The organism is Mycobacterium sp. E3305, from assembly GCF_001666785.1.
GTDB lineage: Bacteria > Actinomycetota > Actinomycetes > Mycobacteriales > Mycobacteriaceae > Mycobacterium.
The window spans coordinates 1-26,089 of record NZ_LZJA01000226.1 but is presented as its reverse complement, the minus strand read 5'-3'; the positions used below and the strand labels follow the sequence as shown (position 1 = coordinate 26,089).

Genomic DNA, 26,089 nt, shown 5'->3' with positions numbered 1-26,089 from the left:
GCTGGGGTACCAGGACTCGAACCTAGAATGGCTGAACCAGAATCAGCTGTGTTGCCAATTACACCATACCCCATTGGCTGCCTAAAACCGCTGGTCAGCGGTCACTCTGAGCGATAACGCGCCGCTCCGGGGACCGCCGCTGCCAGCCGTTGTCGGCCTTTGCGAACCGCAGTGCAGACTACCAAAGACTCGGCACACAATCCGCACGCGATGTCTTCGCCTAGCCGCCGACCGTTTCGCGTGCGGCGCGTAACCGCTGCAGGCTGCGCTCACGGCCCAGCAGCTCCAGCGATTCGAACAACGGCGGGCTCACGGTCGTTCCGGTGGCCGCAACCCTGATCGGACCGAAGGCCTTGCGCGGTTTGAGGCCTAAATCCTCGATGAGGGTCGCCTTGAGCGCGGGCTCGATCTGGGCTGTCGTCCACTCCGACAGGCCGTCCAGCGCGGCCAGCGCGGCGTCCAGCACGGCGACCGCCTCCGGGCCGAGCTCCTTGGCGGCGGCCTTGGGATCGATGCCGTACTCGTCGTCGTTGAGGAACTTCAGCAGCTCCCACGCGTCGGCGAGCACCACGATGCGCGTCTGCACCAGGTCGGCGGCGGTGGCGAACGCCGGATCGTCCAACCCGAGGCGGTGGCCGTGCACGTCGAAGTAGTCGCGCAGCCGGCCCACGAAGTCGGCCGGCTCGAGCATCCGGATGTGCTCGGCGTTGAGCGCGTCGGCCTTTTTCTGGTCGAACCGCGCGGGGTTGGAGTTGACGTCGACGACGTCGAACGCGGCCACCATCTCGTCGAGACTGAACAGGTCGTGGTCGTCGGCGATGGCCCAGCCCAGCAGCGCCAGATAATTGAGCAGCCCCTCCGGGATGAAGCCCCGGTCGCGGTGCGCGAACAGGTTCGACTGCGGGTCGCGCTTGGACAGTTTCTTGGTCCCCTCCCCCAACACCGTTGGCAGGTGGGCGAACTCCGGGACGCGCTCGGCGACGCCGATCCGAATCAGCGACTGATAGAGCGCCAGCTGGCGTGGGGTGGACGGCAGCAAGTCCTCGCCCCGCAGCACATGGGTGATCCTCATCAGCGCGTCGTCGCACGGGTTGACCAAGGTGTACAACGGATCTCCGTTGGCGCGGGTCAGCGCGAAGTCGGGCACGCTGCCGGCGGCGAAGTTCGTGGGCCCGCGCACCAGGTCGTTCCAACCGAGGTCTTGGTCGGGCATCCGCAGCCGCACCACCGGCTTGCGCCCCTCGGCGAGGAACGCGGCCCGCTGGGCGTCGGTGAGTTGCCGGTCGAAGTTGTCGTATCCCAGTTTCGGGTTGCGGCCCGCCGCGATGTGGCGCGCCTCAACCTCTTCCGGGGTCGAGAACGCGTAGTAGGCCTCGCCCGCTTCGAGTAGCTTGGCCACCACGTCGCGGTAGATCTCCTTGCGCTGCGATTGGCGGTACGGGCCGTAGGGCCCGCCGACCTCGGGCCCCTCGTCCCAGTCCAAGCCGAGCCAACGCAGCGCGTCCAGTAGCGCCAAATAGCTTTCCTCGCTGTCGCGTTCGGCGTCGGTGTCCTCGATCCGGAACACGAACGTGCCACCCGTGTGCCGGGCGTAGGCCCAGTTGAACAGCGCGGTGCGGACCATTCCGACGTGCGGCGTGCCGGTGGGCGAGGGGCAGAACCGGACCCGGACTTTCGCTTCCGCCGTCACGACTTGCCCTTACGGACCACGGGATTGGACAGGGTGCCGATGCCCTCGATGGTGATCGACACCGTGTCGCCGTCCTCGATCGGGCCGACCCCGGCCGGCGTTCCGGTGAGGATCAGGTCGCCGGGCAGCAGGGTCATCACGGCCGAAATCCATTCGACGATGGCGCCGACGTCATGGATCATCAGCGAGGTGCGGCTGTGTTGCTTCACTTCGCCGTTGACCTCGGTTCGGATTTCGAGATCCGCCGGGTCGACATCGGTGACGATCCACGGTCCCACCGGGCAGAAGGTGTCGTGTCCCTTCGCCCGCGTCCACTGGCCGTCGGCCTTCTGTTGATCGCGGGCCGAGACGTCGTTGCCGACGGTGTAGCCCAGGATGCTGTCGGCCGCCTCGGCGGCCGTGACGTCCTTGCAGGGCCGGCCGATGACCACGGCCAGCTCGCCCTCGAAATGCACGGGTGATGCGTTGGCCGGCAACCGAATCGGCACATTCGGGCCGACGATCGCCGTGTTGGGCTTGAGGAAGATGATCGGATCTTGCGCGGCCGGACCGGTGAGCTCGGTCATCTCCGCGATGTGATCGGTGTAGTTCTTGCCGATGCAAACCACCTTGCTGGCCAGTATCGGGGCCAGCAGCCGCACGTCGGGCAGCGGCCACGAGCGGCCGGTGAAGTTCGGCGTGCCAAACGGATGCTCGGCGATCTCGCGGGCAATCATCGCGGCGGGATCGGTGAGTTCGCCCTCGATGCTGACGAAGGCGACACCGTCGGGGCTGGCGATTCGACCAAGGCGCATTTCGTTGAGCCTACTAATGAGCGGTTGCCTCATCGCAATGGCAGCAGGCACACGAGTATTACCAGCGGTTTTGCCGCGTATGCAAGCATGGGGAATGCAGACCGGGACGGCCGCGACGCGGGACCTGGGCGCGGGCGCGCGCTGGTCCATCATGGTCGTATCGCTGGTGGCCACCGCGAGCTCCTTCCTCTTCATCAATGGCGTCGCGTTCCTGATCCCGTCGCTGCAATCGGCGCGGGGAATCCCGCTCGACGAAGCCGGTCTGTTGTCCTCGATGCCCAGTTGGGGCATGGTCGTCACGCTGGTGCTGTGGGGTTACGTCCTGGACCGGGTGGGCGAGCGTCTGGTGATGGCCGCGGGTTCGGCGCTCACCGCCGTGGCGGCCTACGCCGCGGCCTCGGCGCATTCGATGGTGCTCATGGCGGTCTATTTGTTTCTCGGCGGCATGGCGGCCGCGAGCTGCAACACCGCCGGCGGGCGGCTGGTGTCGGCGTGGTTTCCGCCGCACCAACGCGGCCTCGCGATGGGCTTCCGCCAAACCGCGCAACCCCTCGGAATCGCCTTGGGAGCGCTGGTCATTCCCGAGCTGGCCGAGCACGGGCCAAGTACGGGGCTCAGGTTCACGGCGTTGGCGTGCGCCCTGGGAGCGGCAGCCAGCGCGGTCGGCATCATCGACCCGCCGCGCAAGCCGCGGGAGAAAGCCGCCGACACCGAACTCGCCAGCCCCTACCGAGGGTCGTTGACGCTGTGGCGAATTCACACGGTCGCCGGTCTGATGATGGTGCCGCAGACGGTGACCGTCACGTTCATGCTGGTGTGGCTGATCAAGAATCTGAACTGGTCGGTCGCGGCCGCCGGCAGTCTGGTCACCCTCTCGCAGCTGCTGGGCGCCGTCGGCCGCGTCTTGGTGGGCCGCTGGTCCGACCGGATCGGTTCGCGAATGCGCCCGGTGCGCCTCATCGCGGGCGCGGCCGCCGTCACGCTGTTCCTGTTGGCCTGGGCCGATTTCCTGAATTCGAGCTATCAGGCGCCGCTGATGGTGGCCATCTCGGTGATCGCCGTGCTCGACAACGGGCTGGAGGCCACGGCCATCACCGAATTCGCCGGTCCGTTCTGGAGCGGGCGCGCCCTGGGCATCCAGAACACCACCCAGCGGGTGATGGCCGCCGCGGCGCCACCGCTATTCGGCGCCTTGATCACCGCCGCGAAATATCCGAATGCGTGGATGTTGTGCGGACTGTTCCCAATGATCGCGGTGCCCCTGGTTCCCGCGCGCCTGCTCCCGCCCGGCCTGGAAACTACAGCGCGGAAGCAATCCGTTCGCCGACTTCGGTGGTGGCGAGCCGTTCGCTCCCACGCGCTGCCAGGTAGGCCTCGACGGCCCGATCCACCCGGCTAGCGGCATCGTCCTCGCCGATATGGGCGAGCAGCAGCGCCACCGACATGATCGCCGCGGTCGGGTCGGCGATGCCCTGGCCCGCGATGTCCGGCGCGCTGCCGTGCACCGGCTCGAACATCGACGGGTTCGTCCGCGTGGCGTCGATATTCCCGCTGGCGGCCAACCCAATTCCGCCACACACCGCCGCCGCCAAGTCGGTGATGATGTCGCCGAACAGGTTGTCGGTGACGATCACGTCGAAGCGCCCTGGGTCGGTCACCATGAAGATGGTGGCGGCGTCGACGTGTTGGTACGCGACTTCGACGTCGGGGTACTGCTCCCCGACCTCGGCCACGATGCGCGCCCACAGCTTGCCGGCGAACGTCAGCACGTTGGTCTTGTGCACCAGCGTCAGGTGCTTGCGCCGCCCCTGCGCGCGCTCGAATGCGTCGGCCACCACGCGGCGCACGCCGAAGGCGGTGTTCAGGCTCACCTCGGTGGCAACCTCGTTGGGCGTGCCGGTGCGGATGGCGCCGCCGGTGCCCGTGTAGGGACCCTCGGTCCCCTCACGCACGACCACGAAATCGATGTCGGGGTTTCCGGCGAGCGGGCTTGCCACACCGGGATACAGCCGGCCCGGGCGCAGGTTGACGTGATGATCGAGCTCAAACCGCAGGCGCAGCAACAGACCCCGCTCCAGCACGCCGCTGGGCACCGACGGATCGCCGATCGCGCCGAGCAGGATGGCGTCGTGCTGGCGCAGTTCGGCGAGCACCGATTCCGGCAAGAGCTCACCGCTGGCGTGAAAACGCCGGGCGCCCAAGTCGTATTCGGTCTTCTGGACACCGGGCAGCACCGCGTCGAGCACCTTGAGGGCCTCGGCCGTCACTTCCGGCCCGATACCGTCGCCGCCGATGACCGCCAACTTCATTGCGCCGCTCCTCGTTCTGCATCGTCGACGGCGCGCTTCACGACAGATCAACCACCTCAAGCTTGTTGGCGCCCACCGCCGAACCGATCTCCGATCGCACCTCGCTCGGCACGTCCCGGTCCAGCCGCAACAGGATCGTCGCGCCCGGGCCCTCGGCGTCCTCGGACAGCTGCGCGGCCTGGATGTTCACACCGGCCGAGCCGAGCAGGGTGCCGATCTTGCCCAGCGCCCCGGGTTGGTCGACGTAGTTGATCACCAGGTTGGTGCCGCGAGCGCGCAAATCGAAGTTGCGGCCGTTGATCTGGACGATCTTCTCCACCAACTGCGGCCCGGACAGCGTGCCGGCCACGTTGACGGCGCTGCCGTCGGCGGCGACCGCGCGCACGTCGACGACGCTGCGGTGGTTCGGGCTCTCCGAGGCCGTGGTGAGCTCCGCGGTGACGCCGCGCTCGTCGGCCAGCGCCGGTGCGTTGACGAACGTGACCGGCCCCTCGACCACCGCCGAGAACAGTCCGCGCAGAGCCGAAAGCTTCAGCACCTCAACGTCTTCGGAGGCCAGCTCGCCGCGCACTTGCACCGACACCGAAACGGGCGGCCCGGCGGACAACGAGGCGGCCAGCACGCCGAGCTTGCGCACCAGGTCCAGCCAGGGCGCCACCTCTTCGTTGACCACGCCGCCGCCGACGTTGACGGCGTCGGGAACGAATTCCCCGGCCAGCGCCAGTTTCACGCTTTCGGCTACGTCGGTGCCCGCCCGGTCCTGGGCCTCGGAAGTGGATGCGCCGAGGTGCGGGGTGACCACCACCTGCGGCAGCTCGAACAGCGGGCTGTCGGTGCACGGCTCTTTGGCGTAGACGTCGAGACCGGCCGCCCGGACGTGGCCGCTGCTCACCGCCTCGGCCAGCGCGGCCTCGTCGATCAGGCCGCCGCGGGCGGCGTTGACGATGATGACGCCCGGCTTGGTCTTGGCGAGCGCTTCCTTACCGATGAGGCCCGCCGTCTCGGGCGTCTTCGGCAGGTGCACCGAGATGAAGTCGGCGCGGCCCAGCAGGTCGTCGAGGGGCAGCAGTTCGATGCCCAGCTGCGCGGCCCGCGCCGGCGAGACGTAGGGGTCGTAGGCGACGAGGTGGGTGCCGAAGGCCGTCAACCGCTGGGCGACCAACTGCCCGATCCGGCCTAGCCCCACCACGCCGACCGTCTTGCCGAAGATTTCGGTGCCGTTGAACGAAGACCGCTTCCAGGTGTGCTCGCGCAGCGAGGCGTCGGCGGCCGGGATCTGCCGGGCGGCGGCCAAGAGCAGCGCCAGGGCGTGCTCGGCGGCACTGTGGATGTTCGAGGTGGGCGCGTTGACCACCAGCACGCCGCGCTCGGTCGCGGCGTCCACGTCGACGTTGTCCAGCCCGACCCCGGCGCGGGCGACGATCTTCAGCTTGGGGGCCGCCGCCAGCACCTCGGCGTCCACCGTGGTGGCCGAGCGCACCAGCAGCGCGTCGGCCTCCGGCACCGCGGCCAGCAGCTTCTCCCGGTCCGGCCCGTCTACCCAGCGCACCTCGACCTGGTCTCCCAGGGCTGCGACAGTCGATTGGGCGAGTTTGTCGGCGATCAATACAACAGGCAGATTCACCCGGCCAGCCTAACGGCTGCGTTTGACGGGCCTCGACGGGCTCACCACTGCCGTAACCTGCACCGACGGCCGTTGGGCGCGGGCCGGCGAGGTCCTACGATGCGCTGATGACCAAACTCGCGATCATCTACTATTCGGCCACCGGGCATAACACCGCGATGGCGCAACGCGTGGCCGCCGCGGCCGAGTCCGCCGGCGCCGAAGTCCGGCTGAGGCACGTCGCCGAGACCCGCGACCCGGAATCGTTCGCGCAGAACCCGGCCTGGACCGCGAATTACGAAGCAACCAAGGACCTTCCGGCGGCATCCGGTGAGGACATCGTCTGGGCCGACGCGGTGATCTTCGGTTCGCCGACCCGCTTCGGCTCTCCCGCTGCGCAATTGCGCAACTTCCTGGACTCGCTCGGCGGGCTGTGGGCCGAGGGCAAGCTCGCGGACAAGGTGTACGCGGGATTCACGTCGTCCAACACGCTGCACGGCGGTCAGGAAACCACCCTGCTGTCGCTATACATCACTCTGATGCATTTCGGCGGCATCATTGTGCCGCCCGGTTACACCGACCCGGTCAAGTTCGTCGACGGCAACCCGTACGGGGTGAGCCTGGTCTCCACCCACGACAACATTCACGAATTCGACGAGGCCACCGGGAACGCCCTGGACCACCTGGCCCGCCGCGTGGTCGAAACCGCCGGCCGGCTGGGTGCTTGAGCGGCGCCCGCGCCGAGCGTGAAACTGTCGCGAGAATAAGCCAAGAAATTCGCAACAGCTTCACGCTCGGCGGAGAGAGGACGCCGTAAACGGTCGCCGTGGTTTATGTCTCGCAGCCGCGGCAGGGCCGCCGGCAGCGGCAAGCCGCCGGCAGTCGGCAGCGCGGCCCGCCGGTTACGCGGTCTCGGTGATCGGCCGGTCGACCCAGCTCATCAGGTCGCGCAGCTTCTTGCCGGTCACCTCGATCGGGTGTTCGGCGTTCTCCTTGCGCAGCTGCTCGAGTTGCTTGTTGCCGCCCTCGACGTTGGCCACCAGCTTCTTGGTGAAGGTGCCGTCCTGGATGTCGCGCAGGATCTCACGCATCCGCTCTTTGGTGCCGGCGTCGATGACCCGCGGACCCGACAGATACCCGCCGAACTCCGCGGTGTCGGACACCGAGTAGTTCATCCGGGCGATGCCGCCCTCATACATCAGGTCGACGATCAGCTTGAGCTCGTGCAGCACCTCGAAGTAGGCCATCTCCGGCGGGTAGCCCGCCTCAACCATGACGTCGAAACCGGTCTTCACCAATTCCTCTGTGCCGCCGCACAACACGGCCTGCTCGCCGAACAGGTCGGTCTCGGTCTCGTCCTTGAACGTGGTCTTGATGACGCCGGCCCGGGTGCCGCCGATGGCCTTGGCGTAGGACAGCGCCAGCGCCTCGCCGTTGCCGTTCGGGTCCTGGTCGACCGCGATCAGGCAGGGCACGCCCTTGCCGTCGACGAACTGGCGGCGCACCAGGTGGCCGGGACCCTTCGGGGCCACCATCGCGATGGTCACATCGGCGGGCGGCTTGATCAGACCGAAGTGAATGTTGAGACCGTGCCCGAAGAACAGCGCGTCACCGGGCTTGAGGTTGGGCTCGATGTCGTTCTTGAAGATGTCCGCCTGCGCGGTGTCGGGCGCCAACAGCATGATGACGTCGGCCCACTTGGCCACCTCGGCGGGCGTGTCGACCTCCAGGCCCTGCTCCTCCACCTTGGCCCGCGACTTCGAACCCTCCTTGAGCCCGACGCGAACCTGCACACCCGAGTCGCGCAGGCTCAGCGAATGCGCGTGCCCTTGGCTGCCGTACCCGATGACGCCGACCTTGCGGCCCTGGATGATCGACAGGTCTGCGTCGTCGTCGTAGAACATTTCTAGTGCCACTGTTTCAATATCTCCTTGTGTGTTACTTGGCCGTGGCGATGCCGCGCGGACCGCGGGACAACGACACCACTCCCGATTGGACTATCTCGCGGATGCCGAACGGTTCCAGCACCCGCAGCAGCGCCTCGATCTTGCCGCGGTCACCGGTAGCCTCGATCGTCAGCGCCTCAGTCGATACGTCAATCACCTTGGCGCGGAACAGGTTCACCGCCTCGATCACCTGACTGCGGCTGCCCGCGTCGGCGCGCACCTTGATCAGCGCCAACTCCCGGGACACCGCGGCCCCGTCGTCGAGCTCGACGATCTTGATGACGTTGATCAGCTTGTTGAGCTGCTTGGTGATCTGCTCGAGCGGGGTCTCCTCCGCGCTGACCACAATCGTCATGCGCGACATGTCCTTTTGCTCGGTGGCCCCGACGGCCAGCGACTCGATGTTGAAACCGCGCCGGGAGAACAGCGCCGCCACGCGGGCGAGCACACCGGGCTTGTCCTCCACCAACACCGACAGCGTGTGCGTGTGCATCAGGCGTGCCCTTCGCTCTCGTCGTCGAAGAGCGGGCGAATGCCGCGAGCGGCCTGGATCTCGTCGTTGCTGGTGCCCGCGGCGACCATCGGCCACACCTGCGCGTCGGCGCCGACGATGAAGTCGATCACCACGGGACGATCGGTGATCGCCCGGGCCGCGTTGATCACGTCCTCGACGTCTTCCTCACGCTCGCAACGCAATCCGACACAGCCCAGCGCCTCCGCGAGCTTCACGAAGTCGGGGATGCGATGCGAGTGCGTGGCCAGGTCCGTCTGCGAATACCGCTCCTCGTAGAACAGCGTCTGCCACTGACGCACCATGCCCAGGTTGCCGTTGTTGATCAGCGCCACCTTGATCGGCACGCCTTCGATGGCGCAGGTGGCCAGCTCCTGATTGGTCATCTGGAAGCAGCCGTCGCCGTCGATGGCCCACACCTCGGCCTCCGGGCGAGCCATCTTGGCCCCCATGGCGGCCGGTATGGCGAACCCCATGGTGCCCAGCCCACCGGAGTTGATCCAGGTGCGCGGTTTCTCATACGAGATGAACTGCGCGGCCCACATTTGGTGCTGGCCCACCCCGGCGACGTACACCGCGTCGGGCCCGGCGATCTGGCCGAGCTTCTCGATGACGTATTCCGGGCCGAGACTGCCGTCGCTCTGCGGGTCGTAGCTCAGCGGGTAGGTGGACTGAACGCTGTCCAGATAGGCCCACCACTCCGTCATGTCGACGCTGCCGGGGATGTCGTAGTGCCGCAGCATCGCGATCAGGTCGGTGATGACCGCTTGGACGTCGCCGACGATCGGCACGTCGGCGTGGCGGTTCTTGCCGATCTCGGCCGGGTCGATGTCGGCGTGAATGACTTTCGCCTCGGGCGCGAAGGTGTCGAGCTTCCCGGTCACCCGGTCGTCGAAGCGTGTGCCCAGGGCGATCAGCAGGTCGCTGCGCTGCAGCGCCGCCACCGCGGCGACGGTGCCGTGCATACCGGGCATGCCCATGTGCTGGCGGTGGCTGTCGGGGAACGCCCCGCGCGCCATCAGGGTGGTGACCACCGGGATGCCGGTCAGCTCGGCCAGCTCGCGCAGCTGCTCGGTCGCCTCCCCGCGGATGACGCCACCACCGACGTAGAGGACCGGCTTGCGGGCGTCGGCGATCAGCTTGGCGGCCTCGCGGATCTGCCGGTTGTGCGGCTTGGTGTTCGGCTTGTAGCCGGGCAGGTCCATGCGCGGCGGCCAGCTGAACGTGCACTGCCCCTGCAGCACGTCTTTGGGGATGTCGACCAGCACCGTGCCGGGGCGGCCGGAGGACGCGATGTGGAACGCCTCGGCCATCACCTGCGGGATCTCGTCGCCGGAGCGGACCAGGAAGTTGTGCTTGGTGATCGGCATCGTGATGCCCGAGATGTCGGCTTCCTGGAAGGCGTCGGTGCCGATCAGCGTGCGACCGACCTGACCGGTGATGGCGACGACGGGCACCGAGTCCATTTGGGCGTCGGCCAGCGGCGTGACCAGGTTGGTGGCGCCGGGGCCCGACGTCGCCATGCACACCCCGACCTTGCCGGTGGCGTGGGCGTAGCCGCTCGCGGCGTGACCGGCGCCCTGCTCGTGCCGAACCAGCACGTGGCGAAGCTTTTTCGAGTCGAACAGCGGATCGTAAACCGGCAACACGGCGCCGCCGGGAATCCCGAAGATGACCTCGACGTCGAGCTCCTCCAGCGACCGGATCACCGACTGTGCGCCGGTAAGTTTCTCGGGCCCAACACGTTTCGGCTTCCGTGCGGGGGCGGCTGCCGGCGTTTCCGCCGCGTCCGTGGCGATGTCGGCGGCACGCTCCGGCTGGGTGGCGTGCTGCCTGGTGGGTGCGCTCACTGTCTTTCGTCCTTATTCACTCTGGGAGTCTCGCTGGGGGCAACAAAAAACCCCCGACAGCTCTTCTGCTGCACGAGGGTTGCGCGTTGGTCTGGATAGCTTCAAATGCCGAAGAGGCTAGTCAGGCACCAACGCGCCGACTAATTACTACGAGCATCCCGGGCTGTCCGGCGGTATCCATAACGTCCGACGGTAGCCTTCGCACAGCTCAGCAGTCAAATCCGCGCCCCGTGGCCCGCGCACAGATCCGGCCCCCCGCGACGGGTGAAATGATGGTCGGGTGGCTACCGGTTCGTCTTCCCACACACCCGTCGTGATCAAGGTGTCCCCGATCGCGCACCTGGCCGTCGGGTTCTTCACCCTCGGGCTGCTGATCCCGGTGATGCTCTGGCCGCCCTCGGCGCCACTGCTGGTGATCCCCGTGCTGCTGTCGGCGCTGATCGTCCGGTTGCGGACCGTCGCCGACGATCGAGGCGTGACGGTCCGCACGCTGCTGGGCAGCCAGACGGTGGACTGGGATGACATCGACGGGCTGCGCTTCCATCGGGGTTCCTGGGCACGCGCGCACCTCAAGAGCGGCGCGGAGGTGCGCCTGCCCGCGGTGACGTTCGCGACGCTGCCGCAGCTGACCGAGGCCAGCTCGGGACGGGTGCCCAACCCGTATCAGTGACGGTCAGGCGATCGGGTTGACCCCGTTGAGCAGCACCCACACCGCGATGCCGGCGGCGATGCCGACCAGCAGCGCGACGAACGACCCGATGAAGGGCCGATGCGCCCAGCCCCGTCGCGCGTCGAGGCCGTAGCGGCCCGGCCCGCACAGGATCACCGCGACGGCCATCACGATCAGGCTGATCTGGTATTCGTGCCCGTCGGGCAGGAAGTACGTGAAGCTGTGCGGATGCGGCCGCGCGGTGATGGTGGCCAGCATGCCGTTGATCAGAAAGGCGAGCGCGCCGGCCGCGGCCACCGGGGTGAACAGGCCGAGCACCAGAAGAACGCCCGCGACGAGCTCGCCGCCGGCGCTGACGTAGGCCAGGATGTCGGCGTGCTGGTAGCCGACGTCGGACAGTGAGTTCTTGAACCCGCCCACGCCGGAGCCGCCCCACCAGCCGGTCAGCTTCTGCAACCCGTGGGCGGCCAGCACGACACCGAGCCCGACCCGCAAGATCAGCAAACCCAGGTGCTGGGTTCCACGGCGGCCCACTTCGTGCAGCCGGCCGTGGTGTTCGTCCGCGTCGATCTCGGCGGGCTCGGCCGCTGCGTGCCGCGATGCCTGCGGCTGGACGTAGGGCAACGGCTCCTGTTGGTCGAGCACGTTGTACCCCGCCGCGCTGGACCCGCCGGCGTGGTCGCCCATGTAGGGGATGACGGTGGTGGTTCCGGTGGAGGGGTTGAAGTCGCCGGGGTAGCCGACGGGCGTCAGATCGTCTTCGGGGTCAACCACACGCGCCGTCGCGGGGCGACCTGGAGTTGGCTCCGGGGATTCGCCGGGCCGCTGCCAATGTCCGTCATTCGGTTGACTGGTCACGCGTGTCAGGGTAAGGGCATTTGCCGCCGAATTGGGGATTTGAGCGGCGCTTTCGCCAGGCAATCGGCGGTTTGCCCGCCGAACACGTCCAGATCGGCCTGAAAACGTCTCCCGCGGGGCGACGCAGGGCCCAATCCGGCCGCAAAACGGGGGCCAGGCGCCGCCCGTGGGCCGTTCCCGGGCGCGCTCGGATCGCGTCGCGCCGGGTGGGCAGCGCATGCGTGTGGCGGGGGCGGCCGCACTATCCGTAGCCTGTCGGTCATGCGATTAGGGCGCTCGGTTCGGTGCGGGTTCGCCGCGCTTTGCGCGGTGGTGCTCGTCGCGAGCGGCTGCGCACGATTCAACGACGCCCAGTCGCAGCCGTTCACCACCAACCCCGAACTCAAGCCCCAACCCAGTTCGACGCCTCCCCCACCGCCGCCGCTGCCGCCCACGCCGTTTCCCAAGGCGTGCCCGGCTCCTGGCGTGATGCAGGGCTGCCTGGAGAGCACCAGCGGACTGATCATGGGTCCCGACAGCAAAACCGCGCTGGTCGCCGAGCGCACCACCGGCGCGGTCAAGGAGATCTCGGTGAGCGCCGAGCCGAAGGTGAAGATGGTCATCCCGGTCGACCCCTCCGGGGACGGCGGGCTGATGGACATCGTGCTGTCGCCGACCTACACGCAAGACCGGCTCATGTACGCCTACGTCAGCACGCCTACCGACAATCGGGTGATCCGGGTGGCCGACGGCGACATCCCGAAAGACATCCTGACCGGGATCCCCAAGGGCGCCACCGGGAACACCGGCGCGCTGATCTTCACCAGCCCCACCACGCTGGTCGTGATGACCGGCGATGCGGGTAACCCCGCGGCGGCGGCGGATCCTAAATCGCTGGCCGGCAAGGTGCTTCGCATCGAGCAGCCGACCACCATCGGTCAGGCCCCGCCGACGACGGCGCTGTCGGGCGTCGGCGCCGGCGGCGGCCTGTGCATCGACCCCGTCGACGGCTCGCTCTACGTCGCCGACCGCACGCCGACGGCGGATCGGTTGCAGCGCATCACCAAGACCTCCGAGGTCTCCACGGTGTGGACCTGGCCGGACAAGCCCGGCGTGGCCGGCTGCGCGGCAATGGACGGGACCGTGCTGGTCAACCTGATCAACACCAAGCTGACGGTCGCAGTGCGGCTGGCTCCCGCGACGGGTGCCGTCACCGGTGAACCCGACGTGGTCCGCAAGGACACCCACGCCCACGCGTGGGCGCTGCGGATGTCCCCGGACGGAAACGTTTGGGGCGCAACCGTCAACAAGACCGCCGGCGACGCCGAGAAGCTCGACGACGTGGTGTTCCCGCTGTTCCCGCAGGGCGGCGGTTTCCCGCGCAACAACGACGACAAGACCTGATTGGGGCCTGCCGGAGCACGCCACAGCAGCCACACCCCTACCGGGGGCGAACCACCACATGATTCGGGAATTCGATATCGCGGGTGATATCGCGTTCGAGACTCGGCTAATGATGGACTGAAGTCTCGCGCGTCCCGCCGAGTTGCTCCTGGTGGGCCGGCTACCCCTGCCCGCAGGCCGCCAGCACCAGTTCGCGGACCCGAGCCGCGTCGGCCTGGCCCCGGGTGGCCTTCATCACCGCGCCGACGATCGCGCCGGCCGCGGCCACCTTGCCGCCCCGGATCTTCTCCGCCACATTGGGATTGGCGGCCAGCGCCTCGTCGACCGCGGCCTGGGTCACCGAGTCGTCGCGCACCAGCTCGAGGCCGCGGGCCGTCATCACCTGCCCGGGCTCGCCCTCGCCGGCCAGCACCCCCTCCACAACCTGGCGGGCCAGCTTGTTGGACAGCTTGCCCTCGTCCACGAGCGCGATCACCGCGGCGACCTGTGCGGGGGTGATGGCCAGCTCGTCCAGGCCGATGTTGGCCTCATTGGCCTTCTGCACCAAGAAGTTTCCCCACCAGGCGCGCGCCTGCTCGCTGGTGGCGCCGTGCTTGACCGTCTCGATCACCAAGTCGACGGCGCCGGCGTTGACCAGGTCGCGCATCACCTCGTCGGAAACGCCCCATTCGTCCTGAATCCTCTTGCGGCTCAGCCACGGTAGCTCCGGGATCGTCTGGCGCAGCTGCTCGACCAATTCACGGCTGGGCGCCACGGGTTCGAGGTCGGGCTCGGGGAAATAGCGGTAGTCCTGGGCGGTCTCCTTGGCCCGGCCCGGGCTGGTGTACCCGGCCTCGTGAAAGTGCCTGGTCTCCTGGATGATCTGACCGCCGGACGCGAGGACGGCGGCCTGCCGCTGCATTTCGTAACGCACCGCCACCTCAACGCTTTTCAGCGAGTTGACGTTCTTGGTCTCGGTGCGGGTGCCGAACTCGACGGCACCCTTGGGCATCAGCGAAACGTTGGAATCGCAACGCATCGACCCCTGGTCCATCCTGACATCGGATACGCCCAAGGCGCGCAACAGGTCTCGCAATGCCGTGACATAAGCCCGGGCGATCTGGGGGGCCCGGTCGCCGGCACCGACGATCGGCTTGGTGACGATCTCGATCAGCGGCACACCGGCCCGGTTGTAGTCGAGCAGCGAGGTCGTCGCGCCGTGAATGCGGCCGGTCTCGCTGCCCAGGTGGGTGAGCTTGCCGGTGTCCTCCTCCATGTGCGCGCGCTCGATCTCGACCCGCCAGGTGGTGCCGTCGTCCAGCGGCGCTTCCAGGTATCCGTTGATCGCGATCGGCTCGTCGTACTGGGAAATCTGGTAGTTCTTGGGCATGTCCGGGTAGAAGTAGTTCTTCCGGGCGAACCGGCACCAGGGCACGATCTCGCAGTTGAGGGCCAGCCCGATCCGGATCGCCGATTCCACCGCCGTGCGGTTGAGCACCGGTAGCGAGCCGGGCAGCCCGAGGCACACGGGGCATACCTGCGTGTTGGGCTCGGCGCCGAAGGCGGTGGAGCAGCCGCAGAACATCTTGGTGACGGTCGACAGCTCGACGTGCACCTCGAGGCCGAGTACCGGGTCGAAGCGCGCGAGGACCTCGTCGTAGTTCATGAGATCGGCGCTGGCAGCAACACTCATGCAGCCGATCCTAGTGGTGACCTCGAGCTCGGCGGAGCCGGGCGAAGAGGGTCAGCTCGGCGGAGCCGGGCGAAGAGGGTCAGCTCGGCGGAGCCGGGCGATCAGGGCCAGTGCGGCGAGCGCGACACGGGGAACCGGTGTGGCTCCCCACCCCTGCCCGGGAACATGTCGGCCAGCACGGCCGCCATCTCGAGGTAACTTCGCCGGCTTTCCTTGCTCAGCCGGTCCAGTTCGATCTGGTTCCCGCCGTGTATGTGTCGATCGAACGGCAGCACCACCGTTGCGCCGACGCGCGCGGACAATCGCTCTAGCTCCTTGGCGGCCAGCAGTTCCACCTTGGCCGGCTCCACGTGGTTGATTGCCAATACCGTCGACTGCACCAGCCATTGATATGCGTTGTTGGCCAACCAATCCAAAGTGGTAGCGGTTTTCCGAATCGCGTCTATGGACGTGCTGGTCACCACGACCAGCGCCAGCGCCTCGCGCAGGACGGCATCCATCACACCCGAATTGAGCGCCTTCGCGCAGTCCACCAGCACCACCGAATAGTGGTTGCGCAGGATCGAAAATGCCTTCACCACGTCATGACGCTCGAGCCGCCAATCGGTGTGCGCGTAGTCGGGCAGTCCGAGCACTTCCAGGCCGAAGTTGTTCATGTAGGTATGTGCGCGCACGTCCGGGTAGCTCGTGACCGTGTCGTCGGCGAGCAGCTCGGCCATTCCCAGCGCGTTGGGCTTGCCGTGGCGATCCGCCAGGTCGCCGGCGTCCATGTCGACGGCGATGATCCGGTCGTTGCGCGCGTCGGCGAACGTCGACCCGAGCGCCTCCACCACAGCGGTCTTGCCGACGCCACCCTTGAGGTTGAGCACGGCGATGGGAAACGCCCCGCCCACCTCAGCGCGGATGCGGTTGCGCAAGTCCTCTTTGTACCGTGCGTCTTTGCCGGGGCCCAGATCGACGCCCGTCAGGCGATGGATCACTTCTCACCATCTGAACCGGGAGGAGCCGTCGCGCTCCTGCAGGTCGAGACCGTCCAGCGCCGTCCCGCCCGGCAGTCGCGCGGGCCGCCGTACCGGGGGGACCCGTGATGCGGGCGCGGGCGGGGGTGGCCTGAACTGCGGCCCGCGGATGGCCGGATCCGAAGGATGGGGCTGAGGCATCGTGGCGGCCGCCGGATCGGCATCGACGCGCCAACCGGGCGGTCGCGGGCGACGGGCCGGCGGGCCCACCGGCCCCGCCGTCGCCGCGGGGTGCTGAACGACTCCGCGAATCGAACCGCGGTTGCTCACTCCGGAGGTATAACCGCGGGGAACCCGTCCGGAAACCACGAATTTGCGCAAACGGCCCGCAGCTGGCCGGTAGCCGGGCGAATTCAACCCCTGGCCAGGCCGAAGTCAGACCAGGGCCACCCGCCGTTTGCCGAAATGGCGGGGTTAGCCGAAGAAGGCGGCGGCGTCGTCGTACCGGCTTTCGGGCACCAGCTTGAGCTGGCGCACCGCGTCGGCCAGGGCCACCCGGCCGATGTCCTGCCCTCGCAACGACACCATCTGGCCGTACTCACCGGCGTGCGCGGCGTCGGCGGCGTTGACGCCGAACCGGGTGGCCAGCACCCGGTCGAAGGCCGTCGGCGTCCCGCCGCGCTGGACGTGGCCCAGCACGGTCACCCGGACGTCCTTGTTGATCCGCTTCTCCACCTCGGCACCTAGCTGGGCCGCGACACCGGTGAACTTCTCGTGGCCGAACTCGTCAAGCCCGCCCTCGCGCAGCGAGATTGAGCCCGGGATGGGTTTGGCGCCCTCGGCGACCACGCAGATGAAGTGCGAATCTCCGCGCTGGAAGCGTCGTTTGACCAACCGGCACACCTCCTCGACGTCGAAGGGCTGCTCGGGGATCAGTGTCATGTGCGCGCCCGAGGCCAGGCCGGCGTTCAGCGCGATCCAGCCCGCGTGCCGGCCCATCACCTCCACCAGCATCACCCGCTGGTGGGATTCGGCGGTGCTGTGCAGCCGGTCGATTGCGTCGGTGGCGACGGTGAGCGCGGTGTCGTGGCCGAAAGTGACGTCGGTGCAATCGATGTCGTTGTCGATGGTCTTCGGCACGCCGACGACGGGAACGTTCTCCTCGGACAGCCAGTGCGCGGCGGTCAGCGTGCCTTCACCGCCGATCGGGATGAGCACGTCGATGCCGTTGTCGTCCAGGGTCTGCTTGATCTGGTCCAGCCCGGCGCGCAGTTTGTCGGGGTGCACCCGGGCGGTCCCCAGCATCGTGCCGCCCTTGGCCAGCAACCGGTCGTTGCGGTCGTCGTTCTGCAGTTGGATACGCCGGTTTTCCAGCAACCCGCGCCACCCGTCCTGAAAGCCGACCACCGACGAGCCGTAGCGGGCGTCGCAGGTGCGCACCACCGCCCGGATGACGGCGTTCAGCCCCGGACAGTCACCACCACCAGTGAGAACTCCGATCCGCATGCCTTCATCTTGCCTGGGGCGACGCCCCTATGGCGCGGGCAAGCGCAAAATCGCTCCGGACTCGGCGCTACAGGGTGGGTGCCGACGGTAGCGGGCCGCGGGCCACCTCGTACGCGGCGCCAACCCGGTAGAGGCGGTCGTCGGCCAACGCCGGCGCCATGATCTGCAGCCCGACCGGCAGCCCGTCGTCCGGGGACAGCCCCGCAGGCACCGACATGCCGCAGTGGCCGGCCAGGTTGAGGGGCAGCGTGCACAGATCGAACAGGTACATCGCCAGCGGGTCGTCCACCTTCTCCCCCAGCGGGAAGGCGGTGGTCGGTGTCGCCGGCGACACCACCACGTCGACCGACTCGTAGGCGCGGTCCAGGTCGCGGGCGATCAGCGTGCGCACCTTCTGGGCCTGGTTGTAATAGGCGTCGTAATAGCCGGCCGACAACGCGTAGGTGCCGATCATGATGCGCCGCTTGACTTCCGGACCGAAACCGGCGGCCCGGGTCAGCGCCATCACCTCCTCGGCGCTGTGTGTCCCGTCGTCGCCGACGCGCAGCCCGTAGCGCATCGCGTCGAAGCGGGCCAGGTTGCTCGACACCTCCGACGGCAAGATCAGGTAGTAGGCGGCCAGCGCGTATTCGAAGTGCGGGCAGTCGACTTCGGTCACCTCGGCGCCCAGCTCGGTCAGCCGCCCGACGGCGGCCTCGAACGAAGCCAGCACCCCCGGCTGGTAGCCGTCGCCGCGCAGCTGCTTCACGACTCCGACCCGCACGCCCTTGAGGTCACCGGCCGCGCCGGCTTTGGCGGCCCCGACGACGTCGGGCACCGCCGCTTCGACGGACGTGGAGTCGCGGGTGTCGTGCCCGGCGATCACCTGGTGCAGCAGCGCGGTGTCCAGCACCGTGCGAGCGCACGGGCCGCCCTGGTCAAGCGACGACGCGCACGCCACCAGCCCGTAGCGCGACACGGTGCCGTAGGTGGGCTTGACGCCGACCGTCGCGGTCAGCGCCGCCGGCTGCCGGATCGAGCCGCCGGTGTCGGACCCGATGGCCAGCGGAGCCTGGAACGCGGCCAGCGCCGCCGCGCTGCCTCCCCCGGAGCCACCGGGCACCCGGTCGAGGTCCCACGGGTTGCGGGTGGGGCCGTAGGCGGAGTTCTCCGTCGAGCTGCCCATCGCGAACTCGTCCATGTTGGTCTTGCCGAGGATCGGGATGCCCGCGGCACGCAACCGCGTGGTGAGGGTGGCGTCATAGGGGGAACGCCAGCCCTCGAGAATTTTGGAGCCGCAGGTGGTGGGCATGTCGATGGTGGTGAAGACGTCCTTGAGCGCCAGCGGCACCCCGGCCAGCGGTGAGGGCAGCCGCTCCCCCGCGGCCATCGCCTCGTCGACCTGCTTGTCGACGGCGGCCGCCGCGGCAAGCGCCTCGTCGGCGGCCACGTGCAGGAAGGCGTGGTAGCGGTCGTCGGTCGCCGCGATCTGGTCCAGGCACGCCTGGGTTACCTCGACCGACGACAGCTCCTTGGCGGCGATCCGGGCCGCCAGGGTCGCGGCGTCGGACCGGACGATGTCGTTCACTCGCTGTCCCCCAGGATTTGCGGCACCGCGAAGCGGCCGTCGGCGGCCTCGGGCGCCTGGGCCAGCGCCTCCGACTGTGTCAGGCAGGGGGTCGGTTCGTCGGGGCGGGTGACGTTCACGTCCTTGAGCGGGTTGTCGGTCGCTTCGACGCCGGTGACGTCGACCGCCTGCACCTGGCTGACGTGGGTCAGGATGGCGTCGAGCTGGCCGGCGAAGCTGTCGAGCTCGCTATCGGTCAGCGCCAGCCGGGACAGCCGGGCCAGGTGCGCCACCTCGTCGCGGGAGATCTGAGACACGACAGGAAAGCCTAGTCGCGCGCGCGGGGCCGGGTTCAGGGCCGCCGGTTATCCGCAGAAATGCAGTGCACGCATCGCTGTGTAACAGTGTTGGCCGTGCCGTCGTATTTGTTGCGCATCGAGCTGGTCGACCGCCCGGGCAGCCTGGGCTCGCTGGCGGTCGCGCTCGGTTCGGTCGGCGCCGACATCCTGTCGCTCGACGTGGTCGAGCGCAGCTCGGGGTATGCGATCGACGACCTGGTGATCGAATTGCCGCCCGGGGCGATGCCGGACACGCTGATCACCGCCGCGGAATCGCTCAACGGTGTCCGGGTGGACAGCGTGCGGCCGCACACCGGGTTGCTGGAGGCCCATCGCGAGCTGGAACTGCTCGACCACGTCGCCGCGGCCGGCGACAACGCCTCCCGGCTGCAGGTCCTGGCCGACGAGGCGCCCCGGGTGCTGCGGGTCAGCTGGTGCACCGTGGTGCGCAGTGCCGGCGACGGGCTGGAGCGGCTGGCGTCCAGCCCGGGTGCGCCGGAGACGCGGGCGGATTCGGCCCCGTGGCTGCCCCTCGAGCGGGCGGTGACGCTGGACAGCGCGGGCGACTGGGTGCCGCAGGCGTGGCGCGACATGGACACCACGATGGTCGCGGCCCCGCTGGGTGATCCGCACACCGCGGTGGTGCTGGGCCGCCCGGGCCCGGAATTCCGGCCGTCGGAGGTGGCTCGCCTGGGCTACCTGGCCGGGATCGTGGCCACCCTGCTGCGCTAGCGCGCCGTGCCGGACAGCGCCGGCGAAGTCGAACCGGACAGCACCGCCGGGTCGTCGTCTTCCCACAGCAACAGCTGCCGAACCGCCGGACGCGGACCGTAGGGCCGCAGCATGGTGCTGGCCGGGCGCGGGCGCACCCGTTGCGGCCACCAGAACCAGCGCCCGAGAATCCTTGCGACAGAAGGCGTCATGAACGATCGCACGATCAGCGTGTCGAACAGCAAACCGAGGCCGATCGTCGTCCCGATCTGACCGAGCACCTGGAAACCGCTGAAGACGAACGCACACATGGTCACCGCGAACACGATGCCGGCCGAGGTGACCACCGACCCGGAGCCCGCCATCGCTCGGATGATGCCGGTGTTCAAGCCGGCATGAATTTCCTCCTTGAACCGGGAGATCAACAGCAGGTTGTAGTCGGATCCCACCGCAAGAAGCAGGATGACCGCCAGCGCGAGCACCACCCAGTACAGCTGAATGCCGAAGATGTACTGCCAGACCAGGACCGAGAGCCCGAACGAGGCGCCCAGCGACAGAGCGACGGTGCCGACGATGACCAGGGCGGCGATCAGGCTGCGCGTGATGATCATCATGATCAGCAGGATCAAGCTCAGAGCGGCGAACGCGACGATCATCAGGTCGTACTTGGCCCCGTCCTGAATGTCCTTGTAGGTCGCGGCCGTCCCGCCGAGATAGATTCCCGCGTCCGCCATCGGCGTGCCCTTCAGCGCCTCGTGCGCAGCCTTGGCAATCGGGTCGATGTGCGAAATACCCTGGGGCGTAGCGGGATCGCCTTCGTGCGTGACGATCATGCGGGCGGCCTTACCGTCGGGCGAGAGGAACAATTTGAGCCCGCGCTTGAAGTCCGGGTTGTTGAACACCTCCGGCGGCAGGTAGAAGGTGTCGTCGTTTTTGGCCGCGTCGAAGGCCCGCCCCAGCGCCGTCGCGTTGTCGATCGCGGCCGCGGTCTGCGCGTAAATGCCGGACAGCGTGGCGTAATTGGCCAACGTCAGGTCGCGGTTGGTCTGCTGACTCTCGATCTGCGGCGGTATCAGCGCCACCAGTTTCGGCTGCAGGGCGTCGAGCTTATCGAGTGACGCCGTGAGGTTTTCGAACTTCTCGGTGAGCTGATCGATTCCGTCGAGCGCGTCGAACAGCGATCTGAACGCGAAGCAGATGGGGATGTCGTAGCAGTGCCGCTCCCAGTAGAAGTAGCTGCGAACCGGCCTGAAGAAGTCGTCGAAATACGCGATCTTGTCGCGCAGATCCTGGATCGTGCCGAGCGTGTCGTGGAAGCTCTGGGTCTCGTCGTGGGTGGTGCCGGCGAGCTGCTGCTGCAACACGTATTGCTGCTTCAAGATGTTGATGGTCTTGTTCAGCTCGTTGGCCTGCTTGAGGGCATCGTTGGCCCGATCCTGTTGATAGGTCAGGTTTTCCTGCTGCGCCGCGCTGGAATTGCTGACCACGAACGCCAGCGAGCTGTGGACCAGCGGGGTGCCCAGTGGGCGGGTGATGGTCTGCACCTGCGCGACGCCGGGCACGTGGAATACCGCCTTGGCCACCTTGTCCAGCACGAGCATGCTCTCCGGGTTGCGCATGTCGTGATCGGTTTCGACCATGAGCAATTCGGGCTCCAGCCGGGCCCGGGAGAAATGCTTCTCGGCGGCGGTGTAGCCGACGTTGGCCGGCGCGCTGGCCGGCATGTAGGGACGGGTGTCATAGCTGGTCTTGTATCCGGGCAAGGCGATCAGGCCCACCAGGGCCAACGCGCAGGCCGCGGCGAGAACGGCCCCCGGCCAGCGGACGATGGCGGTGCCGATGCGCCGCCAGCCGCGGGTTCTGACCGCCCGCTTGGGGTCGAAGATACCCACCCTGGCGCCCAGGGTGAGGATCGCGGGGCCCAAGGTCAGGGCGGCGAACAGCGCGACGAGGATGCCCAGCGCGGCCGGAATGCCCAAACTCTGGAAGTAGGGCAGCCGGGTGAAGCTCAGACAGGCCACCGCGCCGGCCACCGTCAGACCCGAACCGAGCACGATGTGCGTCGTGCCGTGATACATGGTGTAGAAAGCCTTTTCGCGGTCCTCACCGGTTCCACGGGCTTCCTGGTAGCGGCCCACGAAGAATATCGCGTAGTCGGTGCCCGCGGCGATCACCAGAAGCGTCAACAGATTCGTCGCATACGTCGACAACCCGATGACGCCCGCGTTTCCGAGGAACGCGACAAGGCCTCGGGCGGCGGACATTTCGATCAGGACGGTGGCGAGCACCAGCAGCGTGGTGAGCACCGAGCGGTAGACGAAGAACAGCATCAAGGCGATCACGCCGATCGTGATCGCGGTGACCTTCGCGGTGCCCTTGCTCCCGACGTCGAACTGATCGGATATCAGCGGCGCCGCGCCGGTCACATAGGCCTTGACACCGGGCGGGGGCTTGATGCGCTCGACGATGTCGCGCAGCGCCCCGACGCCCTCGTTGGCCAGCGCCGAGCCCTGATTACCGGCCAGGTTCACCTGGACGTAAGCGGCCTTGCCGTCGCTGCTCTGCGATCCCGCCGCCGTCAGGGTGTCGCCCCAGTAGTCCTGGACGTGCTCGACGTGCTTCTTGTCCTGCGCGAGCCTGCGGATCATCTCGTCGTAGTAACGGTGCGCGTCCGCACCCAGCGGCTTGTCGCCCTCCAGCACGATCATCGCCGAGCTGTCGGTGTCGAATTCCCCGAACTTTTCGCCGATGCGCTTGATGGCTTTGAGCGACGGGGCGTCGGGCGAGTTCAGCGCCACATTGTGCGTCTTGCCAACCTCTTCCAGCTGCGGCACCGCGATATTGGTGATCGCGGCCAGCGCCACCCAGAACAGCAGGATGGGCAGTGCGAGCCGGCGGATGGTGCGCGGGACCCGCGCCCGCGGCGGTTCGTGGTCGCTCATCCCGATTTGTCCAGACAGAAGGTGTAGGCGTCGACTTTGTCAACGGTGCGTTGGTCTTTCACTTCCCCGTTGACGGTGATGCGGCAGCCGAGGCTGTCGCCGTTTCCCTGTGCGACGACATTGCCCAGGACCGCGGGCTCCGTGGTGGTGATCGTGAACGACCACGGCAGCGGGGCGTCCTTGACTTGCTGCGGTTGGGCGTTGACATCAAGGTAGTTGATGGTCGCGGTGGCGCCGGGCCTGCCGAAGACCTCGAGCACCACCCGCTTGGGGTTGAACGGCACGATTTCGTTGGCCAGGCCGCTGTTCGCCGAGGCGCTGCTGTCTGAGCCGAAGATGCCGTGCAGGCGATAGATGCCGAATCCCGCGAGCGTGACCACCAGCACCGCAACCAGTACCATCCACCCTCGTCTGACGAGGAATGCCACCGAATTCCCCTTCACCCGTTCACCTTTCGATTATCGGGCGACACGACCACCTCTCAAGCCAGAGGCGGCTGCCGGCGGGTCGGGCGTGCTCGACAGCTATGACAGTACGGTACGGGACCGTACTGCACAAGAGACGCGCGCGTACACATTCCGCTGGGCGGGTCAACGCCGGATTACCCGGTGGTTCTGGTCAAGCCGGGGATGAGGAACCCGTCCACGAGGGCCTGGACGGTGCGACGGGTGGGCGGCCGGCCGGGAATAATGGACCGGAAGATGAGATAACCGGGCAACAGATCCCACAGCTCGTCGGTGATGACGTCCTCGCTGATCTCACCGCGGTCGACGGCTTGGCGCAGCACGTGCTGAATCAACGCCTTGCGCTGCTTGAGGAATTGCTCCTGCAGAGCGTCGTTGAGCGCCGGGTGCCGCGAAACTTCGACCATCACCGCGCGGATGGTGCTGGCATGCTCGGAGCCGTGCCGACCACACGTCTCCCCCAAACTCAGCAGGTCGCCGCGCAGGGTGCCGGTGTTGGGCGCGACGGCGACCACGCGGACGCCCTCGGTGAAGGCGGCCAAGACCAATTCGGCCTTGGACGGCCAGCGCCGATACACCGTGGCCTTGCTCGCGTGGGCGGCGGCGGCGACCGCGTCGACCGTCAGCTGGTCATAGCCGTGCTCCTGCAGCAACCGCAGCGTGACCGCCAGTATCTCGGCCTCGCGTGGAGACCACGGTGATTCCTGCGTGAACCGGTCCGCCGTCTGGGTCATAGCGCCCACCATAGGACTGCCGGGGCGATGCGGGGTAATTTATGGCCGGATGGCCGTGAGGGCCCGTTCGATGTCGGCGACCAAGTCGTCGGTGTCTTCGATGCCCAGCGAGATGCGCGCGAATCCGTCGTCGACGGCGTCGCCCCAGCGTGCCCGGCGATCCACCGACGTGTGCAGGCCGCCAAAGCTGGTGGCCGCGACGAGCAGCTCGCTGCGCTCGACGAGGGCGTGTACCGCTGCGGCGTCGGCCAATTCGACCGAGACCAGAGAGCCGAACCGGCGCATCTGCGCCATGGCCACGCGATGGGAGGGGTCATGCGCCAACCCCGGGTAACGCACCACCCGGGCCGCCGGGTGGCGGGCCAACATCGTCGCCACGGCCCGGGCGTTCTGGCATTGCCGCTCGAAACGCAATCCGGCGCTGGCCAGACTGCGCAACAGCAGCCACGCCTCGAACCCGCCGAGGATCGCGCCGGCGAGCAAGCGTTGGCGTTCCACGGCGGCGGCCAACTCGGGGTCGTCGGTGGCCACGTAACCGGCCAGCAGGTCACTGTGACCGGACAGCGCCTTGGTGGCACTGGCCACCACCGCGTCGGCGCCCAGTGACAGCGGCCGCTGACCCAGGGGCGTGGCGGCCGTGTTGTCCACGATCAGCCGCGCGCCGCGGCCACGGCAGATGGTGGCCAACCGGTGCAGATCAACGACATCCAACGCCGGGTTGGTGGGGGTTTCGGTCAGCACGACATCGGCGCCCGCCGCGGCGTCGTAAATACGCGGGCTCGACGCCTCGATGACGGTCACCCCCGCCGTCGCCAAGTCTTCCCGGGCCCAACGACGGACTTGGTAGTAGCCGTCGGCGGGCACCACCAGAACCGATCCCGGCGGCGCGAGCACCCGGAGCACGGCGTTGATGGCGGCCATGCCCGAACCGAACACCAGCGCACCGCCCGCTCCCTCCAGCTCGGCGAGCGCCGACTCCAGTTGTCGCCACGTGGGATTGGAGCCGCGGCCATAGGTGTCCGCGGCGTCGGTCTCGTCGCTGCTCAGGTGGTAGACGGCGGCGAGCACCGCCTGCGGCGCCACCGGGTGTCCCGAAATCGCCTCCGGGCCAACGGCTTTGAGACTGCGGGTGGAATCGCCGTAGCGACCGGTCATCGGCCTAGCCCGCCGGAGCTTCCGGCGGACCCTCGGCCAACAGTTTCCGGAACCCGTCCTCGTCGAGGACCGGCACGCCGAGTTCCACCGCCTTGTCGTACTTCGAACCCGGTGCGTCGCCGGCGACGACGTAGTCGGTCTTTTTCGACACCGACCCCGCCGCCTTTCCGCCGCGGGCGATGATCGCCTCTTTGGCGTCGTCGCGCGAAAACCCGGTCAGCGAGCCGGTGACGACGACGGTCAGCCCTTCCAGGGTGCGGGGCACGTTCTCATCGCGCTCGTCGGCCATCCGCACCCCGGCGGCCCGCCACTTGTCGACGATCGCGCGATGCCAGTCGACGGTGAACCATTCGGTGAGCGCGGCGGCGATCGTCGGCCCGACGGCCGCGCGCGCACTGGCCACCGAGTTCGGCAGCCTGGACGCGATCATGTCGGCGTCGACCGAGCG

The 26,089-nt window shown here is 68.0% G+C and carries 23 protein-coding genes and 1 tRNA gene; 5 read left to right on the top strand and 19 right to left on the bottom strand.

The window, feature by feature from the left end; translation table 11 throughout:
- Nucleotide 1 precedes the first annotated feature (1 nt).
- From A5701_RS21130 to A5701_RS21120, 3 genes are all read right to left on the bottom strand, one after another.
- Nucleotides 2-73, bottom strand: a tRNA-Gln gene (locus A5701_RS21130).
- A gap of 147 nt (nucleotides 74-220) precedes the next feature.
- Complete coding sequence (gltX, locus tag A5701_RS21125; protein WP_082950392.1) at nucleotides 221-1,690, bottom strand: glutamate--tRNA ligase; 1,470 nt, start codon at nucleotides 1,688-1,690, stop codon at nucleotides 221-223.
- A complete protein-coding gene (locus A5701_RS21120; protein WP_067758337.1) occupies nucleotides 1,687-2,484 on the bottom strand; it encodes a fumarylacetoacetate hydrolase family protein in 798 nt (265 codons plus the stop codon). The genes gltX and A5701_RS21120 overlap by 4 nt, the downstream gene beginning before the upstream one ends.
- Before the next feature lie 94 nt (nucleotides 2,485-2,578).
- Between A5701_RS21120 and A5701_RS21115 the strand changes: the two genes are divergently transcribed.
- Nucleotides 2,579-3,883 (top strand): MFS transporter, encoded by a 1,305-nt coding sequence (locus tag A5701_RS21115; protein WP_067758333.1) that lies wholly within the window; start codon nucleotides 2,579-2,581, stop codon nucleotides 3,881-3,883.
- Here A5701_RS21115 and A5701_RS21110 read toward each other — a convergent pair.
- Nucleotides 3,783-4,793 (bottom strand): 3-isopropylmalate dehydrogenase, encoded by a 1,011-nt coding sequence (locus A5701_RS21110; RefSeq protein ID WP_067758330.1) that lies wholly within the window; start codon nucleotides 4,791-4,793, stop codon nucleotides 3,783-3,785. The two genes, A5701_RS21115 and A5701_RS21110, sit on opposite strands and share 101 nt — an antisense overlap.
- Nucleotides 4,794-4,830: 37 nt before the next feature.
- Nucleotides 4,831-6,417: a phosphoglycerate dehydrogenase gene (gene serA / locus A5701_RS21105; protein WP_067758328.1), complete on the bottom strand. Its 1,587-nt coding sequence runs from the start codon at nucleotides 6,415-6,417 to the stop codon at nucleotides 4,831-4,833.
- A gap of 107 nt (nucleotides 6,418-6,524) precedes the next feature.
- Between serA and wrbA the strand changes: the two genes are divergently transcribed.
- Complete coding sequence (wrbA, locus tag A5701_RS21100; RefSeq protein WP_067758327.1) at nucleotides 6,525-7,124, top strand: NAD(P)H:quinone oxidoreductase; 600 nt, start codon at nucleotides 6,525-6,527, stop codon at nucleotides 7,122-7,124.
- A gap of 174 nt (nucleotides 7,125-7,298) precedes the next feature.
- Here the strand turns inward: wrbA and ilvC are convergent, their stop codons facing one another.
- Genes ilvC through A5701_RS21085 form a run of 3 tightly spaced genes read right to left on the bottom strand, consistent with a single transcriptional unit; the run spans nucleotide 7,299 to nucleotide 10,652 of the window.
- Nucleotides 7,299-8,300: a ketol-acid reductoisomerase gene (gene ilvC / locus A5701_RS21095; RefSeq protein ID WP_082950394.1), complete on the bottom strand. Its 1,002-nt coding sequence runs from the start codon at nucleotides 8,298-8,300 to the stop codon at nucleotides 7,299-7,301.
- A 34-nt stretch (nucleotides 8,301-8,334) separates the two neighbouring features.
- A complete protein-coding gene (gene ilvN / locus A5701_RS21090; protein ID WP_067758323.1) occupies nucleotides 8,335-8,835 on the bottom strand; it encodes an acetolactate synthase small subunit in 501 nt (166 codons plus the stop codon).
- Nucleotides 8,835-10,652, bottom strand: a complete 1,818-nt coding sequence (locus A5701_RS21085; protein WP_369807437.1) for an acetolactate synthase large subunit — start codon at nucleotides 10,650-10,652, stop codon at nucleotides 8,835-8,837. The genes ilvN and A5701_RS21085 overlap by 1 nt, the downstream gene beginning before the upstream one ends.
- 364 nt (nucleotides 10,653-11,016) lie before the next feature.
- Here A5701_RS21085 and A5701_RS21080 point away from each other — a divergent pair, with 364 nt between their 5' ends.
- Nucleotides 11,017-11,373: a PH domain-containing protein gene (locus A5701_RS21080; RefSeq protein ID WP_067758317.1), complete on the top strand. Its 357-nt coding sequence runs from the start codon at nucleotides 11,017-11,019 to the stop codon at nucleotides 11,371-11,373.
- A gap of 3 nt (nucleotides 11,374-11,376) precedes the next feature.
- Here A5701_RS21080 and A5701_RS21075 read toward each other — a convergent pair whose 3' ends face one another.
- Nucleotides 11,377-12,231 carry a DoxX family protein gene (locus A5701_RS21075; protein WP_067758314.1) on the bottom strand — a complete coding sequence of 285 codons (855 nt, stop codon included), beginning with the start codon at nucleotides 12,229-12,231 and terminating at the stop codon, nucleotides 11,377-11,379.
- A gap of 261 nt (nucleotides 12,232-12,492) precedes the next feature.
- Here A5701_RS21075 and A5701_RS21070 point away from each other — a divergent pair, with 261 nt between their 5' ends.
- Complete coding sequence (locus A5701_RS21070; protein ID WP_067758311.1) at nucleotides 12,493-13,614, top strand: sorbosone dehydrogenase family protein; 1,122 nt, start codon at nucleotides 12,493-12,495, stop codon at nucleotides 13,612-13,614.
- 160 nt (nucleotides 13,615-13,774) lie between these two features.
- Here the strand turns inward: A5701_RS21070 and gatB are convergent, their stop codons facing one another.
- From gatB to gatC, 5 genes are all read right to left on the bottom strand, one after another.
- Nucleotides 13,775-15,286, bottom strand: a complete 1,512-nt coding sequence (gatB, locus tag A5701_RS21065; protein ID WP_067758308.1) for an Asp-tRNA(Asn)/Glu-tRNA(Gln) amidotransferase subunit GatB — start codon at nucleotides 15,284-15,286, stop codon at nucleotides 13,775-13,777.
- Between the two features lie 101 nt (nucleotides 15,287-15,387).
- Complete coding sequence (locus A5701_RS21060; protein WP_156670192.1) at nucleotides 15,388-16,266, bottom strand: MinD/ParA family protein; 879 nt, start codon at nucleotides 16,264-16,266, stop codon at nucleotides 15,388-15,390.
- Between the two features lie 453 nt (nucleotides 16,267-16,719).
- Nucleotides 16,720-17,751 carry an ATP-dependent 6-phosphofructokinase gene (locus A5701_RS21055; protein WP_067758305.1) on the bottom strand — a complete coding sequence of 344 codons (1,032 nt, stop codon included), beginning with the start codon at nucleotides 17,749-17,751 and terminating at the stop codon, nucleotides 16,720-16,722.
- A gap of 67 nt (nucleotides 17,752-17,818) precedes the next feature.
- The gene (gene gatA, locus A5701_RS21050; RefSeq protein ID WP_067758302.1) at nucleotides 17,819-19,318 is read right to left on the bottom strand and encodes an Asp-tRNA(Asn)/Glu-tRNA(Gln) amidotransferase subunit GatA; all 1,500 of its coding nucleotides are present in this window, start codon (nucleotides 19,316-19,318) and stop codon (nucleotides 17,819-17,821) included.
- A complete protein-coding gene (gene gatC, locus A5701_RS21045; RefSeq protein ID WP_067276513.1) occupies nucleotides 19,315-19,614 on the bottom strand; it encodes an Asp-tRNA(Asn)/Glu-tRNA(Gln) amidotransferase subunit GatC in 300 nt (99 codons plus the stop codon). Before gatC ends, gatA begins: the two co-directional genes overlap by 4 nt.
- Before the next feature lie 96 nt (nucleotides 19,615-19,710).
- On the opposite strand from gatC, the gene A5701_RS21040 reads away from it, so the two are divergent.
- Nucleotides 19,711-20,367: an amino acid-binding protein gene (locus A5701_RS21040; protein WP_156670191.1), complete on the top strand. Its 657-nt coding sequence runs from the start codon at nucleotides 19,711-19,713 to the stop codon at nucleotides 20,365-20,367.
- On the opposite strand, the gene A5701_RS21035 is transcribed toward A5701_RS21040, so the two are convergent.
- The 5 genes from A5701_RS21035 to A5701_RS21015 form a co-directional block, all read right to left on the bottom strand.
- Nucleotides 20,364-23,288: an RND family transporter gene (locus A5701_RS21035; RefSeq protein WP_067758296.1), complete on the bottom strand. Its 2,925-nt coding sequence runs from the start codon at nucleotides 23,286-23,288 to the stop codon at nucleotides 20,364-20,366. The two genes, A5701_RS21040 and A5701_RS21035, sit on opposite strands and share 4 nt — an antisense overlap.
- The gene (locus A5701_RS21030) at nucleotides 23,285-23,731 is read right to left on the bottom strand and encodes an MmpS family transport accessory protein (protein WP_255396748.1); all 447 of its coding nucleotides are present in this window, start codon (nucleotides 23,729-23,731) and stop codon (nucleotides 23,285-23,287) included. Before A5701_RS21030 ends, A5701_RS21035 begins: the two co-directional genes overlap by 4 nt.
- A gap of 158 nt (nucleotides 23,732-23,889) precedes the next feature.
- On the bottom strand, nucleotides 23,890-24,498 hold the full coding sequence (locus A5701_RS21025; RefSeq protein ID WP_156670190.1) for a TetR/AcrR family transcriptional regulator: 609 nt from the start codon (nucleotides 24,496-24,498) through the stop codon (nucleotides 23,890-23,892).
- Nucleotides 24,499-24,525: 27 nt separating this feature from the next.
- Nucleotides 24,526-25,641 (bottom strand): cystathionine gamma-lyase, encoded by a 1,116-nt coding sequence (locus tag A5701_RS21020; protein ID WP_067758287.1) that lies wholly within the window; start codon nucleotides 25,639-25,641, stop codon nucleotides 24,526-24,528.
- Between the two features lie 4 nt (nucleotides 25,642-25,645).
- On the bottom strand, nucleotides 25,646-26,089 hold a 444-nt coding region (locus A5701_RS21015; protein WP_304528230.1), incomplete at its 5' end, for a BRCT domain-containing protein.

Bases quoted from the DNA above. Each gene is read 5' to 3' on its own strand.
- A5701_RS21120 (WP_067758337.1), bottom strand. From the start codon at position 2,484: ATGCGCCTTGGTCGAATCGCCAGCCCCGACGGTGTCGCCTTCGTCAGC.
- A5701_RS21115 (WP_067758333.1), top strand. From the start codon at position 2,579: ATGCAGACCGGGACGGCCGCGACGCGGGACCTGGGCGCGGGCGCGCGC.
- A5701_RS21110 (WP_067758330.1), bottom strand. From the start codon at position 4,793: ATGAAGTTGGCGGTCATCGGCGGCGACGGTATCGGGCCGGAAGTGACG.
- wrbA (WP_067758327.1), top strand. From the start codon at position 6,525: ATGACCAAACTCGCGATCATCTACTATTCGGCCACCGGGCATAACACC.
- ilvC (WP_082950394.1), bottom strand. From the start codon at position 8,300: ATGTTCTACGACGACGACGCAGACCTGTCGATCATCCAGGGCCGCAAG.
- ilvN (WP_067758323.1), bottom strand. From the start codon at position 8,835: ATGCACACGCACACGCTGTCGGTGTTGGTGGAGGACAAGCCCGGTGTG.
- A5701_RS21070 (WP_067758311.1), top strand. From the start codon at position 12,493: ATGCGATTAGGGCGCTCGGTTCGGTGCGGGTTCGCCGCGCTTTGCGCG.
- gatB (WP_067758308.1), bottom strand. From the start codon at position 15,286: ATGAGTGTTGCTGCCAGCGCCGATCTCATGAACTACGACGAGGTCCTC.
- A5701_RS21055 (WP_067758305.1), bottom strand. From the start codon at position 17,751: ATGCGGATCGGAGTTCTCACTGGTGGTGGTGACTGTCCGGGGCTGAAC.
- A5701_RS21035 (WP_067758296.1), bottom strand. From the start codon at position 23,288: ATGAGCGACCACGAACCGCCGCGGGCGCGGGTCCCGCGCACCATCCGC.
- A5701_RS21025 (WP_156670190.1), bottom strand. From the start codon at position 24,498: ATGGTGGGCGCTATGACCCAGACGGCGGACCGGTTCACGCAGGAATCA.
- A5701_RS21020 (WP_067758287.1), bottom strand. From the start codon at position 25,641: ATGACCGGTCGCTACGGCGATTCCACCCGCAGTCTCAAAGCCGTTGGC.